Origin of the sequence: Mycobacterium sp. TY815 (assembly GCF_030755135.1) — a bacterium.
Classification (GTDB): Bacteria; Actinomycetota; Actinomycetes; order Mycobacteriales; family Mycobacteriaceae; genus Mycobacterium.
Window position 1 is genome coordinate 1,217,710 of the sequence record NZ_JAUFRX010000001.1, and the last position, 18,744, is coordinate 1,236,453.

An 18,744-nucleotide genomic window follows, 5' to 3' on the forward strand; every position below is an offset into this window, starting at 1 on the left:
GCTGGTAGAACGTGTTACAGTTTTGCCGACCGTGGCCGGGAGCCCGGGCCGACCGGGCCATGCGCTGAAGGAGACCCGGATGACGCGCGCTCGCCGAAAAGCGCAGTGGCAGAGATGAATTCCACGCGGGCAGGGATGAGCAAGGCGCGGTCGCTGACCTTGGTGACCCTTGCGTACGTGATCGCGATCGGGGTGGCAGCCGGCTGGCTGGCCTGGGGACCGCGGACCGGACATCTGTGGCTCGATTCGCTGATCGCCGACGTGCTGGCCACCCTGGTGGTGTTCGCCTTCAGCCGCCGCTATCGCAATTCCAGTTTCTACGACGCGTATTGGAGCGTCATACCGCCGCTGTTGGCGTTGTACTGGTGGAGCCAGGCCGGTGCCGGTGTCGATCAGGTGCGTTGCTGGCTGGTGATGGCGGTGATCGTGGTCTGGGCGGTGCGATTGACCGCGAACTGGGTCTACGGGTTTCCCGGCCTCCACCACGAGGACTGGCGCTACCCGATGTTCAAGGAACGCGCCGGCCGTTGGGAATTCGTCGTCGACCTGGTGGCCATCCACCTCATCCCCACGCTGCAGGTGTTCGCGGGCATGCTGCCGGTCTACGTCTGCGTGACCCGGCCCGGCGCAGACATCCGCTGGCTCACGCTCGTCGCGTTCGCGCTCGGACTGGCGGCGGTCGCCCTCGAACTCGCGGCCGATGTGCAAATGCACCGGTTTGTCCGGGAGTCCCGCGCCGGTGCGGCGATGGACCGCGGGTTGTGGAGCTGGTCGCGACACCCGAACTACTTCGGCGAGTTCGGGTTCTGGTTCTCCCTGGCCCTGTTCGGAGTCGCGGCCGCGCCGTCGGACTGGTGGTGGTTGTTCGCCGGAGCGGCGGCGATGCTGGCCATGTTCCTCGGTGCCAGCATCCCGATGATGGAGACGCGTAGTCTGCAGCGCCGCCCGGAATACCAGCGGGTCATCGACCGAGTATCGCGCTTCGTGCCGCGACCGCCGCGGAAATCGGTGGCATGAGCCGCAAGCGGGTCGTGATCGCGGGGCTCGGCGATGTCGGCATACTGACCGCCATCCATCTGGCACCCCATTTCGAGGTGGTGGGAATCTCCGCCAAACCCGGGCTGGTCAGCGGCCAGGAACTCGGCGTGCGGCTGGCGCGCCCCGACGACTGGGCGCGGGACTACTGGATCCCGTTCGACAGGTTCCGCAAGCTGGACCGGGTGCGGACGGTGCAGGCCGAGTTGACCGGAGTCGACCTCGCCAGGCGAACGGTTCATGGTCGCGCTGAGGACGGCACGACGGTCGCCGAACCGTACGACGCGCTGGTCATCGCCGCCGGTGTGAGCAATGGCTTCTGGCGTCAACCCTCCCTGCAGTCCCCAGCGGAGATCGGTGCCGGTCTCTACGCCGCGCACGAGCAGCTCGCGACCGCCAGATCGGTGATCATCGTCGGTGGCGGCGCCGCCGCGGTCAGCAGTGCCGTCAACATGGCGACCACCTGGCCCGACAAGCAGGTCGACCTGTACTTCCCCGGGAACCGCCCGCTGCGGGAGTACCACCCGCGGACCTGGAAACGGATCGCCGGCCGGTTGGCCGAGCTCGGGGTGGGCCTGCACCCCGGGCACCGGGCCGTGATCACCGACGAATTCACCGGCAGCGAGATCACCAGCGAGCCGGTGCGCTGGAGCACCGGACAGACGCCGGCAGTCGGCGACGCCGTGCTGTGGGCGATCGGGCGGGTGCACCCCAACACCGGCTGGCTGCCGCCCGAACTGCTGGACGAGTTCGGATTCGTCCGGGTGACGCACCAGCTTCAGCTACCCGGCCATCCCGAGGTGTTCGCCGTCGGGGACGTGGCGGCGACTGATCCGCTGCGCAGCTCGGCGCGCAATCGCGGTGATGCGTTGGTAGCCCGCAATATCCGCGCCGCGTTCGCCGACCGCCCGTTGCGATCCTTCAAGGCACCGGCACGCCGCTGGGGTTCGCTGGTCGGAGTTCAGCGCAACGGCCTGGAGGTGTTCTTCCCCACCGGCCACGCCTTCCGATTCCCGCTGTGGGCGGTCGAGCACGTGGTGATGCCGGTGATCGTGCGCTGGGGAATGTACCGCGGCGTTCGCGAGAACCGCCCGTTCGGATGACCTGCCGCAACCATGGACGTTTGGGAACTCGTTGCGCGCGAACAGATTCGCGACACCTTGGCCCGGTACAACTGGTCAGGTGACGCCGGCCGGCTCGACGATCTCGCCGCCGCGTTCTGCGAAGACGGGCTGCTGGAGATACGGGGCCTGCCGCCGTTACGCGGCAGAGCCGAGATCGCCGGTTTCCTGCGCGGTGTCACCGGCAACGCCGCCGCTGCCGCCGGAGCGGACCGCAGGCCCCTGGTCCGGCACATCCTGACCAATGTGCTCTTCACCGACGTCACGGCGGACCGCGCACACGTGTCCTCGTACTTCACCGTCGTCACCCACGTCGGTCTGGACCACGTCGGACGCTACCGCGATGTGCTGGTTCCGGCTGAGGGCACGTGGCTGATCACACAGCGGACGGTGTCGACCGACTGGGCAGCTCCGACGTCGCAGCTGGCGCACCGCTGATCATCCGCGCGGATCCCGCCGCGGCGACGAAGCCGCCCAGCGCCGCCCAGCCGTCGACACCGGCCAGACCGTTCTTGGCCATCAGCACCAGAGCGACACCCGCAACGCAGATCAGTGCGCCGGCGGTCGCGGATCGGACGGCAGACGAACCCACCGGCGCGTCCCACCAGGGCAGGCGCCGGTGCTCGAGCGGCGACAGCAGCCGGAACATCACGGCCATCACGGCGGCGAACACCACCGCCCGCAGCGCGAGCAGGCCCCAGAAGCCGGGGGCGTGTACGTCATAGGCGTCCAGGCCGGCGGCATTCAGACCGACGGCGGCGACGGCGATCGCCGGAATGTGCCACAGGTACAGGGTCATCGCTCCCCCGTTGCCCACCGCGACCGCCCGCCAGACCCGCGGGCGCTGCGCCCATCGCCGGACCGGTCCCGCGGCGGCCACGAACGCGCACGACATCCAGGTGCAGTGCAACGCCAGCAGCAATGTCGGCGGCGAGACGTTGGACACCCGCTCCGCACCGGTCACCACCAGCGAGACCTCGTACGTTCCGGCGGCGGCAAGCGCCACCTGCGCGGACAACGCGGACACAGCCGCAGCCACCGCCGCGCGCACACCGATCAGCCGGCGGGCGTAGGCGACCCCGATCACCACCGGAATCAGCCACACGATCAGGAAGTTGGCCACACCGGACTCGGGCGTTCCCACCACGAAACGGATGTTGTCGATCGCGGCCGCCGCAGCGAGCAGACCCAGGACCGTCACCAGGACCGCCCGCCCCGTTCGCAACCGGCTCAACGCCGGGACGAACGCCAGCACCACCAGGTAGACGCCGAGGAACCACAGCAGCGCCACGCACTCGCGCCCGAGCCCGTCGGCGGATTCGTCGCCGAGCGTTGCACCAACCACCAGCAGCGCCACCGTCCACGCCGCCAGATACCAGAACACCGGCCGGCACAGGCGCTGGGCCCGGGCGAACAGCCAGGAACCCCAGGCGTTGCCGGAGTGCCAGCCGTAGGCGCCCGCGGCGCCACCGGCCAGGAAGAACAGCGGCATCACCTGAACCAGCCAGGTCACCGGGGCGATCGCGGGGATCTCGCCGAGCAGGTTGCCGATCCGCACACCACCGGAGTCGATGGTGGCGAGCAGCAGCGCGCAGTGCCCGAACATCACCACGACCAGCGCGGCCAGTCGGGCGACGTCGACGGCGCGGTCGCGCGTGCGGCCGGATTCGAGCACAGCAGGATTGGGCACGGAGGTAGCAAGGGGCATTCGTCCAGCATGCCCAGCCGGCCGGACCGCGGGATGAGTAGTACTACGCGTCCGGGGTCACCGCCCGAAACCGGCGTCGCGCAGGGCCTGAGCCATCGCGTTGCCGGCCGGCTCGGGTGACCGCCGCCGCGAATTCGCCGAGTGCTGCGAATTTCGTTGCTGCGGTGCGCCTTTGCCTCCGGCCCGGGACCCGGGTTGCCGGTCCGGACGCTTGTCGCGCTGCGGTTGGTCGCCCAGCCGCAGGCTGAGACCGATGCGCTGACGTTCGACGTCGACCTCCATGACCTTGACCCGCACCACCTGACCGGAGCGGACCACCTCGTGCGGATCGGAGACGTAGCGTTCGGCCATCGCCGAGATGTGCACCAGGCCGTCCTGATGCACACCGACATCGACGAAGGCGCCGAACGCGGCGACGTTGGTGACCACGCCCTCGAGGACCATGCCGGGCTTGAGGTCGGCGACCTTTTCGACGCCCGCCGCGAACGTCGCGGAGGTGAAGGCCGGTCGCGGGTCGCGGCCCGGCTTCTCCAGCTCGGCGAGGATGTCCGTCACCGTGGGAACGCCGAACCTGTCGTCGGCGAAGTCGGCCGGGCGCAGCTTGCGCAGCGCACGCTCGTTGCCGATGATCTCGGCGAGGGTGACGCCGGAGCGGTCCAAAATCCGCCGGACCACCGGATATGCCTCCGGGTGCACACCCGACGCATCGAGTGGATCGTCGCCGCCGCGGATCCGCAGGAAGCCCGCACACTGTTCGAATGCTTTGGGCCCCAACCGGGGAACGTTCAGCAGCGCGCGCCGGTTGGCGAACGGACCGGTGTTGTCCCGGTGGGCGACGATGGCCTCCGCCAGCGATTCGGAGATTCCGGACACCCGCGCCAGCAGAGGCACCGACGCGGTGTTCAGATCCACGCCGACGGCGTTCACGGCGTCCTCGACCACCGCATCCAGGCTGCGGGCGAGGATCCCCGGGGTCACGTCGTGCTGGTACTGCCCGACGCCGATGGATTTCGGTTCGATCTTCACCAACTCGGCGAGGGGATCCTGCAGGCGCCGGGCGATCGACACCGCGCCGCGCAGGGTTACGTCGAGGTCGGGTAGTTCGTGCGCGGCGTAGGCCGACGCGGAATACACCGATGCGCCGGCCTCGCTCACCATTGCTTTGGCCGGGACCTGCACCGACCCGCCGCCGGCGGCCCGGATGTCGGCGATCAGTTCGCTTGCCAGCGCGTCGGTTTCGCGCGAGGCCGTGCCGTTACCGACCGCGATCAACTCGACCCCGTGGCGGGCTACCAGCGCGGCGAGAGCGGCCTTGGCGGCATCCCATTGCCGTTGCGGCTGGTGCGGATAAATCGCGCAGGTGTCGAGCACCTTGCCGGTGCCGTCGACCACCGCCACTTTGACGCCGGTGCGGAAACCGGGATCCAGGCCCAGCGTGGTGCGGGCCCCCGCAGGGGCGGCGAGCAGCAGATCCTTGAGGTTCCTGGCGAACACGGCAACCGCCTCCTCTTCGGCTCGCTGGCGCAACCGCATGCGCGCATCGACCGTGGCGGAGAACATCAATCTGGCCCGCCAGGCCAGGCTGACGGTCGTGGCCAGCCACCGATGGGCCGGCTGAGCCGCACCCGACAGGTCGATGTCGAGGGTGCGCGCGATCATCGCCTCGTACAGGTCGTCGGGCCCGCCGTCGAAGGCGAACGCCAACGCCTTCTCCTTCTCACCGCGCAATACCGCCAACACCCGGTGCGACGGCATGTTCTCCAGCGGCTCGGAGAAGTCGAAGTAGTCCCGGAACTTTTGCGCCTCAGCACTTTTCGCTGTCTCTTCGGACCACGGTGTGGTACGCAGCGCCGCCCGTGCCCAGAATGTCTCCCGAATCGCGCCGACGAGTTCGGCATCCTCGGCCGCCCGTTCGATGAGGATGTGCCGGGCGCCCTCCAGCGCGGCCGCGGCGTCTGTGACATCCGGAAAGTCATCTCCGGTGAAGTCCGCCGCGGCGGCTTCGGGGACCAGCGCCGGGTCGCCGATCAGCCGGTCGGCCAGCGGCTCCAGACCCGCCTCGCGGGCAGCCTGCGCCTTGGTCCGGCGCTTGGGCTTGTACGGCAGGTAGATGTCTTCGACCCGGGCCTTGGTGTCGGCGGACAGCAGCGCCGCCTTCAGCTCGTCGGTCAGCTTGCCCTGTTCGGCGATCGACGCGAGTACGGCGGCGCGGCGTTCGTCGAGTTCCCGCAGATAACGAAGGCGTTCCTCGAGGGTCCGCAGCTGCCCGTCGTCCAGGCTGCCGGTGACCTCTTTGCGGTAACGCGCGATGAAGGGCACGGTGGCGCCCTCGTCGAGCAGCCTGACCGCGGCCGTCACCTGCGCCAGTTCTACCGCCAGTTCCTCAGCGAGACGGGCGTTTACGGATTTGATGGGGGCTGTCGCAGTCACGCGGAGGACCCTACCGAACGCCGCCGACAGCGCGCGTCAACCGGGTCCGGCGCGCCCCCGTACGGTCCGGTCCAGAATGCCGAGCGTTGCCCGCAGCGCGCCTTCGGAGATGACGGGAAAGATGCCGGCATCGCGCCAATGCTGGTCGATCTGCGACCAGTCGTAGAACGACGTGACCACCGTCGCCGCACCGTCCTCGGCGGGCTCGAGCCGATAGCCGTAGACGTGGCCGATCTGAGGCCGGATCTGCCCCAGGATGGTCCAGGCGATCAGCCGGTCCGGCTCGTATTCGGTGATCGCGACGGTGACGTCGTATTTGCCGAGTTGCGGGAAATCGTTCAGCGACTCGCGGTCCATGTGCACCACGAACGTGTCGCCGACGGCCGCCACCGGGTCCCCTTCGGCGTCCTGCAGCATGCCCGACGAGTCGATGGCGACGTGCCCGCGCGGATCGCAGAGCAGCCCGAAGACCTCGGCCGCGGGAGCCGCGACGGTGCGTTGGACCTCGATGCGGTCGGTCATCAGCTCATCCGATCAGTTTCGTCAGCCAGTTCGGGTTCTGCAGGTCCACTCCGCTGCTGCCGTCCCAGACGAACGGGGTGCCGTTGGCGTTGAAGCCGGCCAACGAGGCGCTGGCATTGTTGGCCTTGGTTTGGGCGGTGCCGAGGTCGGCGCCCGACTTGATGCAGTTGGTCGCCGTGCTGTTGGCACCGACCGTCTGCGCCAGATGTGCCAGTTCGGCGTCGGTGCGGTCAGACGCGGCGTTCTCCTGCGGCTGGAAATCGCTGCCGAACAGGGCGGCGTAGAAGCCGGTGTAGACCTTCGGGTCATTCTGCGCCGCAACGCAATACGAGGCCGCGACGGCGCGGGTCGAGTAGTTCTTGGTGTGTGACTGTTCGTCGAGGAAGTTCAGCAGGTGGTAGCGCACCGCGAGCTTCTTGTTGTTCACCGCGGTGTCGATGTCGCTGGCGTAGGACCTGATGAACGCACCGCACGGCGGACAGATGGGTTCGTTGAAGACATCGATGGTCGCGACGGCCGCGGAACTGCCGATGAAAACACCGTCATTGAGCACATTGATCTGCACCGCGTCCTCCGCCGGCGGCGGCGTTGACGATTTACTCGGCGGGCCTGGGTTGCTCGGCTTCGCGAAACCGATGATCAGCCCACCGGCGATCGCCACGATCACGGCGATCGCGAGCCCCGCCCATACGTAGGGCTTGCGCAGCAGTCCGGTCTGACGCGGCGGCGGTTGGCCCCACGGGGGCGCGCCGGTGGGGCCGGCGGGCGTACCTCCCCAGCCGTGCGTAGCGGCCCACGGGTTTGGCGCCGGGCCGCCCTGGGCGGCCGGCTGTGTTCCGGGTGCGGGCCAGGAGGGGCCCTGCGCCATCGCGGGGGGCGGCGTGGCCGGAAATGTGCCGGGCGTCTGGCCGGCGAGCGGGGTCGGCAGCTGCCCGACCTGACTGCGTTCCAGAATGTCGGCGGCGCGGTCCTGGTCGGGCGAGGCCAGCGCCGCGTACGCCGCCGCCGACAGGTCGCCGCAGGTGGGATAGCGATCGGCTGGATCCTTGGCCATCCCCCGGGCGATCACCTGGTCTAAAGCCGCCGGGATACCCGGACGCGCCACGCTGGGCCGCGGAACCGGCTTGTTCAGATGCGAGCCCATCACGCTGAGCTGGTCGCCCCGGTACGGGGGCGATCCGGCCAGGCACTCGTAGAGCACGCAGGCCAAGGCATAGATGTCGGCGCGGTAGGTCACCTCGCCCTCGCCGAAGCGCTCCGGCGCCATGTAGTACAGGGTTCCCACCGTGCTGCCCATCTGGGTGAGCTTCTCGTCGGAACCCGCGCTGGCAATGCCGAAATCGACGAGATAGGCGAAGTCGTCGGCGCTGACCAGAATGTTCTCCGGCTTGACGTCGCGATGCGTCACCCCGGCAGCATGGGCGGCGTCCAGGGCAGCGCCGATCTGGCGGATGATCGCCACGGCGCGGGGTGGGGTGAGAGGTCCGTAGCGCTTCAGGATCGCCGCGAGGTCTTTGCCGTCGATCAGGCGCATGTCCACATACAGCTGGCCGTCGATCTCGCCGTAGTCGTGGATCGGCACGACGTGCGGTTCCTGCAAGCGTCCGGCGGTGCGGGCCTCGCGTTGCATCCGGGTGCGGAACACGGGGTCCTGGGACAGCGACTGCGACATCAGCTTCAGGGCTACGACACGCTCGCGCACGGTGTCCTCGGCCTCGTAGACGTCGCCCATGCCGCCGCGCCCCACCAGGCGCCGCAACCGGTACGGCCCGAACTGCGTCCCCACCCGCGAACCCTCGGACGTGTCACCCATCGCCGACTTCTCACCCGCCTTTCGCGCGCAGCTATCCGTACCGGGGCGCCTTCGCGCCTAAGGCTAATGGTTCACGCAACCGCGAGGCGCGCTTTGCGGACGAGCCCGCCGCCAGTTACCTAAGCGGTTGATGTGAAACCTGGAAAGGGCACCCTAAGTTTGATTAGGTTAGGCAGTGCTAACTTCTGACAGACGGTTCGGGTGACGAGGAGGAACAGTACTGATGACCGTATGGATGGCGGCGCCACCGGAAGTGCACGCGAGCCTGCTGAGCGAGGGCCCGGGAGCCGGCACCCTCATGGCCGCCGCTTCCGGGTGGCGCGCCCTCAGCGAGGAGTTCGCTACGGTGGCAGCGGAGTTGACGTCCATACTCGCCGCGGTGCAGGGCGCAGCATGGGACGGCCCGACGGCCGGCCGCTACGCAGCGGCACACGTGCCGTACCTGGACTGGTTGACGCAGACCAGCATCAAGACCGCCGGCGCCGCCGCGCAGCACGAGGTGGCTGCCGCCGCTTACCTCGCGGCGCTGGCGGCCATGCCGACCCTGGCTGAACTGGCCGCCAACCATGCCGTGCACGGCGTACTGGTCGCGACCAACTTCTTCGGGCTCAACACCATTCCGATCGCACTGAACGAAGCGGACTACGTCCGCATGTGGATTCAAGCAGCCACGACAATGACTGTCTACCAAGCGCTTTCCTCGTCCGCCGTCACCTCGGTACCCGGAACGGACACCGCGCCGCAGATCGGTACCGCCGAACCGGCCAAGTTCGCGCCCACCGATCCCATCGAAGAAGCACTCGCCTGGTCCGAGCATTTCTCGAGCATGTACCGGGTGCTCAAGTCACTCGTCACCAATCCGTTCGGCACCGCCGTGCAGCTCATCACCGACTTCGCCACCAATCCGGCGGCCGCCGTGACCACCTGGCTGCCCCTGATCTACGTATTCGCCTATGCCGCAACGTTCGCGCTGCTGGGTTCCCCCATCTACACGGTCATCTCGGCACCCGGATTTGCCGCGATCCCACTGGCCCTCGGCCTGTCCGCGCTGTGCGCCCTGCCCGAGATCGGGGCCGCCGTCGGCGCCGACATACCGGCGGCTGCCGCCGAACGCGTCCTGCCAGTCGCCGGCATCACGGTGAGCGCGACCGCGGGTGCGGCCCCGGCGCCCAGCCCGGCCCCCGGCCCGTCGGCGCCCGCCGCGCAGGCGGTGGCCGGTGCGCCCTCGGTCGCGCCCGCCCAGGGATTCGCCTACCTCATCGGCCCGGGTCCCAGCCCCGGCCCGACACTCGGCCCTGCCCTGCGCACCAAAGTGGCCGCGAGCGCACCCGCGTCCCAGGTCACCGCGAATTCCGCGACCGCCGCCGCCGCAACCGCCCGGTCCCGCCGGCGCCGCCGCGACGACCTGCAGAGCCGCGGTTACCGCGATGAATATCTGACTCTGGACGGCGACTCAGTACCGCCAGCGGTCAGTCAATCCGGCGCAGGCGCCGGAACACTCGGATTCACCGGTACCGCAACGATATCCGGAATCGACAGTGCCGCCGGCGCGGCCACACTGCCGGGAAGCTCTTTCACCGAGGCACCGACACTTCCGATGATGCCCGCCACCTGGGATCAGAGTCGCCGGGCGTGAGGGCCGGGAATCACCAGGCCCGCTGTTGCGGCCGGCCCTCACGCCCGACGACGGTCTATCAGAGGATGTAAAGCATCTCCTGGTAAGTGGGCAACGGCCAAAGATCATCCGCGACAACGCCTTCCAGAGCGTCGACCGCAGCGCGTACCGCCTCCATCGCCGGCAGCAGCTCCTTCTGGGCGTGCGTCGCCTCGTCCAGCGCGGAGCTCGCCGAGTGGTCGGACAGCGCGGCCTTCAAGGTCGTCAGTGCTGCCGTCAGCTCGGCGAGCGGAGCCGAAACCGCTTCCAGTGCAGCGATGCTCGGTTCGACACCGGCGGCTTTCAGGGTGGCGACGTTCTGGGCGAGCTCGGTCTGATAGCGCACGGCTGCCGGCAGAATGACCGTGGTGCCCATTTCCAGCGCCAGCTTCGCCTCCACCGCGATGGTCAGCGCGTACTGCTCGAGACGCACCTCGTAGCGGCTGTGTAGCTCCCGCTCGTTGAAGACGCCGTACTTCTCGAAGACCGCCACCGCTTCCGGCTTGATCAGCTCCGGGATGGCATCCAATGTCGTCTTGAGGTTCGGCAGTCCACGCTCGGCCGCCTCGATCTGCCAGTTCTCGGAATACCCGTCGCCGTTGAACACCACAGCGCCGTGCTCGGTGATGACGTCGGTGAGCAGCTTCTGCACCGCGCCGTCGAAATCCTCACCGGCTTCGACAGCCTGCTCGAGAATCGTCGCCATGTAGTCGAACGAGTCGGCCATGATCGTGTTCAGGATGATCATCGGCACCGCGACCGTCTGGCCGGAGCCCGGTGCCCGGAACTCGAATCGGTTGCCGGTGAACGCGAATGGGCTGGTGCGGTTGCGGTCGCCGGCATCAGTCGGCAACGGGGGCAGCGTGTCGACACCGATGATCATGGTGCCCTTGCCCTTTGACGACGTGGCCGCGCCCTTGGCGATCTGCTCGAACACGTCGGCGAGTTGCTCACCGAGGAAGATGGAGATGATCGCGGGCGGAGCTTCGTTGGCACCCAGCCGGTGGTCGTTGGTGGCGGAGGCGACCGACACCCGCAGCAGCCCGGCGAACTTGTGCACGGCCCGGATGACCGCCGCGCAGAACACCAGGAACTGAGCGTTCTCGTGCGGGGTGTCGCCCGGCACCAACAGGGACCCGAGCTCGGAGTTGCCCACCGAGAAGTTGACGTGCTTGCCCGAGCCGTTCACGCCCGCGAACGGCTTCTCGTGGAAGAGGCACTCCATGCCGTGCTTCTTGGCGATCGTCTTGAAGATCGTCATCAGCAGCTGCTGGTGGTCGGAGGCGATGTTGGCCCGCTCGAACATCGGCGCCACCTCGAACTGGCCGGGGGCCACCTCGTTGTGCCGGGTCTTGGCCGGGATACCGAGTTTGAACAGCTCCCGCTCAGTGTCCATCATGAAGCCCAGCACGCGCTCAGGCACCGCGCCGAAGTAGTGGTCGTCGAACTCCTGGCCCTTGGGCGGCTTGGCGCCGAACACCGTGCGCCCGGCGTTGATCAGGTCCGGTCGCGCCAGGAAGAAGTGCCGGTCGACCAGGAAGTACTCCTGTTCGGGCCCGCAGAACGAGACGACCTTGTTGAGGTCCTGGTGCCCGAACAGTTTGAGGATGCGTTCGGCGTGAATCCCCATCGCCTGCTGGCTGCGCAGCAGCGGGGTTTTGTAGTCCAGGGCCTCACCGGTCATCGAGACGAAAACCGTGGGGATGCACAGCGTGTTGCCGTTCGGGTTTTCCAGGATGTAGGCCGGGCTGGTGACGTCCCACCCGGTGTACCCACGCGCCTCGAACGTGCTGCGCAATCCGCCGGAGGGGAAGCTGGAGGCGTCCGGCTCGCCCTGGATCAGCGTTTTGCCGGCGAATTCGGCCAGGGTCGCTCCGTCGGAGACAGGCTCGAGGAAGCTGTCGTGCTTCTCGGCGGTCAGCCCGGTCATCGGGTAGAAGACGTGCGCGTAGTGGGTGGCTCCCTTCTCCAGTGCCCAGTCCTTCATCGCCACCGCGACCGTGTCGGCCACGGCGGGGTCGAGCGGGGCGCCCTTCTCGATGGTGGCGACGATCGACTTGAAGACCGTCTTCGGCAGTCGCGCCTGCATCTCGGCCTTGGTGAAGACGTTGGAGCCGAAAATCTCGCCCGGCGCCTCCCCTGGTACAAAACTGATCGCCGGGGGTACATATGCCTCGACATTGTTGATCGCCTGCAGGCGGACCGCATTTCCGCTCAATTGAGTTCCTATCCGGCTATAAGGGGGGTCCGTGGCTCATCGCTTGACGGACGCTAGACCGCCTCACCGTAGGTAGGTTCGATGCCAATCTTGTTACGCCGGCGTCAACGGTGGCGCAGCATTGGTTGCAAACGTGAGACGCGACGTAGCGAGGGGGCTTGACGTGCAGCAGCTGAGTTGGAGCGACGACATGATGCTGCGAGCCGAAGGCCCAGCAACGCCGTTGCAGATCCAGATGCTGCTGATCTATGACCCGTCCACCGCCCCGAGTGGCAAGGTCACGTTCAAGGGCATCTTGGAGGAGCTGGACGCGAGGCTGCACCTGGCCGATGTGTTCCGCCGGCGGCTGACCGAGCTGCCGGGCGGACTGCACATGCCGTACTGGGTGGAGGACCCCAACTTCGACCTGGAATACCACGTGCGCCACATCGGGCTGCCACAACCCGGCGACTGGCGGCAGCTGTGCATCCAGGTCGCGCGGCTGCACGCCCGGCAGATCGACCTGCGTCGCCCGCCGTGGGAGATCACCGTCATCGAGGGGCTCAACGCCGTGCCCGGCGTCCCCAGAGGCTCGTTCGCGATGGCGTTGAAGCTGCACCACTGCGCGGTCGACGGGATGGCGAGCGTCCAGATGATCGCGGCGCTGCACGACCTCGCCGCCGACAGCCCGCGCCCGCCCGGCCCGGACCGGCCCTGGCGGCCGGCCCCGCTGCCCTCGACGTCGGAGCTGTTGTCCCGCACTGCGGTCAATGCCGCGATGTACCCGCTGAAGGCCGGCAGAGTCGTGCTGTCGAGTGCTCCGCAACTGGCCCGCGGACTGGCCGCGTTGCCCGGCAAGCTGGTCGGTGGCCTGGTGAGCAGCGTCGCCGACGGGAACCGGCCCACCTTTCCCCCGAGGACGCGATTCAACCAGACCGTGTCGCCGCACCGTGTATTCGAAGCGCGGTTCCATGACCTCGCCGACTTCAAGAAAATCAAGGCGCGGGTGCCGGGCGCCACGGTCAACGACGTGGCGCTCGCCTATGTCGGTGGTGCGCTGCGCGAATACCTGGACGGCCACGGCGAGCTTCCTGAGGAGTCGCTCGTCGCGGCGTGCCCGATATCGCTGCGCGAGGCCGGCGACACGAGCGGCAAAGGGAACATGCTCGCCGGCCGCCTGCAACCGCTGGCGACCGATATCGCCGACCCGCTGGAACGTCTGACCGCCATCGCGCAGTCGACCGCGCAAAGCCGCTCCGAAGCCGAGCAGACGACCAGGACGCAGATGCTGGAGCTGGTGGCGACCCTGCCGACGGCGCTGCTCGGGGTCACCGCCAAGGCCGCCAGTGTGCTGCCCTTCTCCGGGCCGGCCGTCGCCAACACGACCGTGACCAACGTGCCGGGCCCCACCGCTCCGATCTACTTCCGTGGCGCCCGGCTGCTGCGCGCCGCCGGTCTCGGGCCGCTGATCGGCGGTCTGAACCTCTGCCATGTCGTGGCGAGCTACAACGGAACGCTGTCCATCAGCGCCACCGCCGACCGCGACGCGCTGCCCGACCCGGCCCGTTACGCACAGTGCATGGACAACGCGTTCGGGGACCTGCTTGCCGCAGCGGGTTGAGTCCTGGATCTGAGTCGACCGACAGATAGCGTGACCGGGTGACCACCGGCAACCGGCCTGCCGAGCATCTGCGACGCAGTTTGGGTGTCGGCGACGCGGTGGTCATCGGCCTGAGCTCCATGATCGGCGCCGGCATCTTTGCGGCGCTGGCGCCCGCGGCGCGGGCGGCCGGGGCCGGGCTGTTGATCGGCCTGGCGGCCGCGGGTGTGCTGGCGTACTGCAATGCCTCGTCGTCCGCACGGCTGGCCGCGCTGTATCCCGCGTCCGGAGGCACTTACGTCTACGGCCGCGAGCGGTTGGGCGAATTCTGGGGATACCTCGCCGGCTGGGGATTCGTCGTCGGAAAGACCGCCTCCTGCGCGGCGATGGCCCTGACCGTCGGAACCTACGCGTGGCCGGCCCACGCGCATGCCGTCGCAGTGATCTCAGTGCTGGTCCTCACCGTCGTCAACTATCTCGGCGTCCAGAAGTCGACGTGGCTCGCGCGCGGCATCGTCGCGACGGTGTTGCTGGTGCTGGCAGCCGTGGTGGTAGCGGTATTCGGCTCCGGTGCGCCGGAGCTCGTCGCGAATCTCAGTACGCTGCATGGTGTTTCGCCAGGCGGTGTGTTGCAGTCGGCGGGTCTGCTGTTCTTCGCGTTCGCCGGCTACGCCCGCATCGCCACGCTGGGCGAGGAGGTCCGTGAGCCGGCCCGCACGATTCCGCGGGCGATTCTGATCGCGCTGGCCGCCACGTTGGCCGTGTACGCCGCTGTCGCGGTTGCCGTGCTGGGGGTGCTCGGACCCCGGCGGGTCGCCTCGACCGCCACTCCCCTGGTGGACGCGGTGCGCGTCGCGGGCGCCGGTTGGCTGGTGCCGGTCGTCGCTGTCGGTGCGGTACTCGCGGCGCTGGGTTCCCTGCTGTCGCTGTTGCTGGGCGTGTCACGGACCGCTTTGGCAATGGCGCGCGACCGTCACCTGCCGCATCAGCTCGACGCGGTGCATCCGCGTTTCGCCGTGCCGCATCGCGCCGAGATCGCGGTCGGGGTGGTGGCCGCCGCGCTGGCGGCTGCGGCCGACCTGCGGGGCGCAATCGGATTCTCGTCGTTCGCGGTGCTGGTGTACTACGCGATCGCCAACGCATCCGCCCTGACGCTGCGGCGTGCGGAAGGTTCGCTGCCCAAGGTCATTCCGGTGGTCGGCGTGCTGGGCTGTGTGGTGGTGGCGTTCGCGCTGCCCGTGTCCTCGGTGATCGCGGGTGCGGTGTTCCTCGGTGTCGGGGCGACGGTGTTCTGGGTGCGGCGCCTGCTGCGATGAGGTTGGTGAGCCTGCACTTGGTGGCGGGACTCGCGCTGGTGCGGTTGGCTTTACCCCGTGGTTGACGATCAGCAGAGCCGACAATGGCATCATCCGTCCGAGCCCCACCGCGGGGGCGCGTCCGGCAGGTTGAACTGGCTGCGAGCCGCCGTCCTGGGTGCCAACGACGGGGTGGTCTCCGTCGCCGGCATTGTGGTGGGCGTCGCCGGGGCGACCGCCGCCCGTGGCCCCATCTTCACCGCCGGGTTGGCCGGCCTGGTGGCCGGCGCGGTGTCGATGGCGTTGGGCGAGTACGTCTCGGTATCCAGTCAGCGCGACAGCGAACGGGCGTTGCTCCACAAGGAACGTCACGAACTGCGCGACACTCCCGAAGCGGAACTGGCCGAACTTACCGCCATCTACCAGGCCAAGGGTCTGTCGCCCGCGACCGCTGCGACGGTGGCGAAGGAACTGACGGCCCATGACGCGTTCGCCGCGCACGCCGAGGCCGAATTGCAGATCAATCCCGAGGAACTGACCAATCCGTGGCATGCCGCGGCGGCGTCGGCCGGCTCGTTCATCGCCGGAGCTCTGCTCCCGCTGGTGGCGATACTGCTGCCCCCCGCGGCCTGGCGGGTGCCCGTGACGTTCGTCTCGGTGCTGATAGCCCTGGCTTTGGCGGGCGCGATGAGCGCACGGATCGGCGGCAGCAGCGCGCGCCGCGCCGTGTTGCGCGTCACCATCGGCGGCGCCGCCGGACTGGCTTTCACCTACAGGATCGGTCACCTCTTCGGCACTGCGGTGACCTGACGCGTACTGCTTTGGTCACCGCCAGGAGAGGACCTTTGGCAGGCGCGACGGCCGGTCCTGGTTCCCTAGGCTGTGGACATGACGCATGACAGCCAGGACCACGTTGGCGCCACCATCCTGTCCGCACACGAATGCTGGCATCTGCTGGCGAGTACGACGTTGGGCCGCCTGGTGACGGCCGTCGACGGGCGCCCCGAGATCTTCCCGGTGAACTACGTCGTGCAACGCAAGACCATCCTGTTCCGGACCGCCGGAGGCACCAAGCTGGTCAGCACCGCGATCAACAACAACGTGGTCTTCGAGGTGGACGACCACAACGTCGCCGAAGGCTGGAGCGTGATCGTCAAGGGCACCGCCCGCTCGGTGCGCAGCGACGAAGACATCGCCGAGGCCGAGCGGGCCCACCTGCTGCCGTGGACGGACTCGGAGAAATCGCACTATGTCCGGGTGCTCCCGGAGTCGGTAACCGGCAGGCGATTCCACTTCAGCCCGCGCGCCCACGGACACATTGCGGCGACCTCCGAAACCCGCTGACTCGCTCGCCTGTCAGTCGCCGGTCCGGGTGAACGTCACCTGCACGTCGGTGCTCGGGCAGTTGCCCGTCAGTTCCTCGTGTCCATTTCCGCTCAGCGTCGTGATCGGGTCTTGCAGCGGCCGCGGAAGGGCATAGGGCACAACGATTCTCACGTGCGTCGGGCCGCCCCTGCCGCAGGTGGCGTCGAACTCCCGGTCATAGTTCCAGGTTCCGTCCGCGTACTGCAGCACCATCGCGGTGGCCGGTGCGGTGTGGAACAGGCTCACGCACCGCGCTCCGGTGCGGAGGCAATCGGTTCGGACCATGTAGTCGCCCTGGTCCTTGAAACCGTTCGGCTGCACGGACAGTTGGTGGTAGTGGCCGTGCAGCGCCGCCGCCGGCGACGTCACGCGCGGCGGGAGGGCAGCCGGATCGGGCAGGCTGTTGATGTTGGCGTCGCCGGTGCGGGTGAAGGTCACGCTCCGTTTGTTGGCGCACCCCTTGGCCATCGTCTGGGTGGCTTCCCCGGCGAGGGTGCCATCCGGCCGCGGCTGCAGCGTAAACGTCTCCCATTCCTCCCCTTCGACGTTGCCGCAGGTGGTCGACCCGATGGTGACCGCTATCCAGGTCCCGTTGACCTGGTCCAAGACGATCTCCGGTGCATACATGGTCTCACCGCCCTGTCGCGACGCAGTTGCCACGCATCCGGCGGACCCGCACACCGAACGCACCGCCCACGTTTCGGTGGTCGGTGTCATCGGCTTCGGAGCCGCCTGCCCGTCAACGCCGGTCACCACGCCGTATTCCACCTGATAGGAGCCGGTGAACGGGCCGGTGTTGGGCGCGGGAGTGGTGGTGGTCGGCGACTCGGCGGCCGGAGTCTTGGCGGCCGTGCTCGAGCGGTAGTGGGAGATCAGCTTCTCTCCCGCGACGATGCCTCCGGCGATCAGCAGTGCGATGCAGGCCAGCGCGGCGGCGACAACCCTGGTGCGCTTGCCGCGGCTGGGCGTGACGCGCGGCAGCGCGGGCAGGGTGGCGCTCATCGAGGGATACGTCGGGTACTGCAGGACCGGGCCGCCCGGAATCTCTTCGGCGTAGGCGAAACCCGGGGCCGCGTACCTGGCCAGTTGTTCGGCGAACTCCTGGCAACGGCCGAAGCGGCGGGTCGGGTCCTTGGCCATCGCGGTGGCGAAAACCCAGTCCAGCCCGGCCAGTTCGGGTCGCACAGCGCCGATCGAGGGAGGCGGAGCGCCCACATGGCGGCTGATCACCACGGCCGAATTGGAGTCCTCGAACGGCGGCGCACCGGTCAGCAGATGAAATGCCGTGCACGCCAACGCATACTGATCGGCACGCCCGTCGATCGGATCACCGCGAAGCTGCTCGGGTGCGGAGTAGTTAACGGTGCCTACCGTCATGTTGGTCGCTGTCAGCCCGACCCCGTCGTCGATGCGCCGCGCGATACCGAAGTCGGCCAGGAAGATACCCCGCGGTTGCTCGCCGTCCAGCAGAATATTGGCCGGTTTGACATCGCGGTGCAGCAACCCACGGTGATGCGCGTAGTCCAGTGCCGAGGCCACCGCGTTGATGATCGGCACCACCTCATCCAACGGCATTCCGCCGGAGAACTTTTCGCGTAGCAATCGAGATGCGTCCGTACCCGCCACGTAGTCCATGGAGAGCCAGAACTGGCCACCCTGCTCACCGCGGTCGTGCACCTGGACGATATTCGGGTGCGAAAGGTCGGCAGCCAACTCGGCTTCCCGCTCGAACCGGGCTCGGTACACCGGATCGGCACTCCACTGCGCCGGCAAGACTTTCAGCGCATTCTCGCGGGGCAGCCGCGGGTGCCCCGCCAGGTACACCGTGCCCATGCCGCCGGCGCCGAGCACGCGAATGATCCGGAATCCGGCGAATAGTTCGCCGGATTTCAACGTCAGCGGGTGAGTGGTGTCCACGATGTCGTTCCTTCTGCGTTGCGGTTCATCCCTGCCGGGGCCGCCCGATGGGCCGGCACAACATAATCTGCCGCGCAACGCTTGCCG

General features: G+C 68.3%; 14 protein-coding genes. 8 read left to right on the forward strand and 6 right to left on the reverse strand.

Going from position 1 to position 18,744, the window contains the following annotated elements; translation table 11 throughout:
* Nucleotides 1–114: 114 nt before the first annotated feature.
* The 3 genes from QXK92_RS05220 to QXK92_RS05230 are packed head-to-tail and all read left to right on the forward strand — an operon-like array spanning nt 115 to nt 2,594.
* Nucleotides 115–1,017 (forward strand): DUF1295 domain-containing protein, encoded by a 903-nt coding sequence (locus QXK92_RS05220; protein WP_306240607.1) that lies wholly within the window; start codon nt 115–117, stop codon nt 1,015–1,017.
* The gene (locus QXK92_RS05225) at nt 1,014–2,138 is read left to right on the forward strand and encodes an FAD-dependent oxidoreductase (protein ID WP_306240608.1); all 1,125 of its coding nucleotides are present in this window, start codon (nt 1,014–1,016) and stop codon (nt 2,136–2,138) included. Before QXK92_RS05220 ends, QXK92_RS05225 begins: the two co-directional genes overlap by 4 nt.
* Before the next feature lie 12 nt (nt 2,139–2,150).
* Nucleotides 2,151–2,594 carry a nuclear transport factor 2 family protein gene (locus QXK92_RS05230; protein ID WP_306240609.1) on the forward strand — a complete coding sequence of 148 codons (444 nt, stop codon included), beginning with the start codon at nt 2,151–2,153 and terminating at the stop codon, nt 2,592–2,594.
* Here QXK92_RS05230 and QXK92_RS05235 read toward each other — a convergent pair.
* From QXK92_RS05235 to QXK92_RS05250, 4 genes are read right to left on the reverse strand one after another with little or no spacing between them, the layout of a single operon-like run.
* A complete protein-coding gene (locus QXK92_RS05235) occupies nt 2,533–3,864 on the reverse strand; it encodes an acyltransferase (protein ID WP_306240610.1) in 1,332 nt (443 codons plus the stop codon). The genes QXK92_RS05230 and QXK92_RS05235 overlap by 62 nt on opposite strands.
* Before the next feature lie 57 nt (nt 3,865–3,921).
* Nucleotides 3,922–6,276 carry a Tex family protein gene (locus tag QXK92_RS05240; RefSeq protein WP_371934538.1) on the reverse strand — a complete coding sequence of 785 codons (2,355 nt, stop codon included), beginning with the start codon at nt 6,274–6,276 and terminating at the stop codon, nt 3,922–3,924.
* Between the two features lie 54 nt (nt 6,277–6,330).
* A complete protein-coding gene (locus tag QXK92_RS05245; protein WP_306240612.1) occupies nt 6,331–6,816 on the reverse strand; it encodes an SRPBCC family protein in 486 nt (161 codons plus the stop codon).
* Between the two features lie 4 nt (nt 6,817–6,820).
* Complete coding sequence (locus tag QXK92_RS05250) at nt 6,821–8,629, reverse strand: serine/threonine protein kinase PknE (RefSeq protein WP_306240613.1); 1,809 nt, start codon at nt 8,627–8,629, stop codon at nt 6,821–6,823.
* A gap of 223 nt (nt 8,630–8,852) precedes the next feature.
* Here QXK92_RS05250 and QXK92_RS05255 point away from each other — a divergent pair, with 223 nt between their 5' ends.
* Complete coding sequence (locus tag QXK92_RS05255) at nt 8,853–10,265, forward strand: PPE family protein (protein ID WP_306240614.1); 1,413 nt, start codon at nt 8,853–8,855, stop codon at nt 10,263–10,265.
* A gap of 58 nt (nt 10,266–10,323) precedes the next feature.
* On the opposite strand, the gene QXK92_RS05260 is transcribed toward QXK92_RS05255, so the two are convergent.
* Nucleotides 10,324–12,501 (reverse strand): glutamine synthetase III, encoded by a 2,178-nt coding sequence (locus QXK92_RS05260; RefSeq protein WP_306240615.1) that lies wholly within the window; start codon nt 12,499–12,501, stop codon nt 10,324–10,326.
* A 163-nt stretch (nt 12,502–12,664) separates the two neighbouring features.
* Here QXK92_RS05260 and QXK92_RS05265 point away from each other — a divergent pair, with 163 nt between their 5' ends.
* From QXK92_RS05265 to QXK92_RS05280, 4 genes are all read left to right on the forward strand, one after another.
* Nucleotides 12,665–14,101 carry a wax ester/triacylglycerol synthase family O-acyltransferase gene (locus tag QXK92_RS05265; RefSeq protein WP_306240616.1) on the forward strand — a complete coding sequence of 479 codons (1,437 nt, stop codon included), beginning with the start codon at nt 12,665–12,667 and terminating at the stop codon, nt 14,099–14,101.
* Between the two features lie 38 nt (nt 14,102–14,139).
* Nucleotides 14,140–15,396 carry an APC family permease gene (locus tag QXK92_RS05270; RefSeq protein WP_306240617.1) on the forward strand — a complete coding sequence of 419 codons (1,257 nt, stop codon included), beginning with the start codon at nt 14,140–14,142 and terminating at the stop codon, nt 15,394–15,396.
* A 57-nt stretch (nt 15,397–15,453) separates the two neighbouring features.
* The gene (locus QXK92_RS05275; RefSeq protein ID WP_306240618.1) at nt 15,454–16,185 is read left to right on the forward strand and encodes a VIT family protein; all 732 of its coding nucleotides are present in this window, start codon (nt 15,454–15,456) and stop codon (nt 16,183–16,185) included.
* A 78-nt stretch (nt 16,186–16,263) separates the two neighbouring features.
* Complete coding sequence (locus tag QXK92_RS05280) at nt 16,264–16,719, forward strand: pyridoxamine 5'-phosphate oxidase family protein (RefSeq protein WP_306240619.1); 456 nt, start codon at nt 16,264–16,266, stop codon at nt 16,717–16,719.
* A 12-nt stretch (nt 16,720–16,731) separates the two neighbouring features.
* Here QXK92_RS05280 and QXK92_RS05285 read toward each other — a convergent pair whose 3' ends face one another.
* Nucleotides 16,732–18,657, reverse strand: a complete 1,926-nt coding sequence (locus QXK92_RS05285) for a serine/threonine-protein kinase (RefSeq protein ID WP_306240620.1) — start codon at nt 18,655–18,657, stop codon at nt 16,732–16,734.
* Nucleotides 18,658–18,744 lie beyond the last annotated feature (87 nt).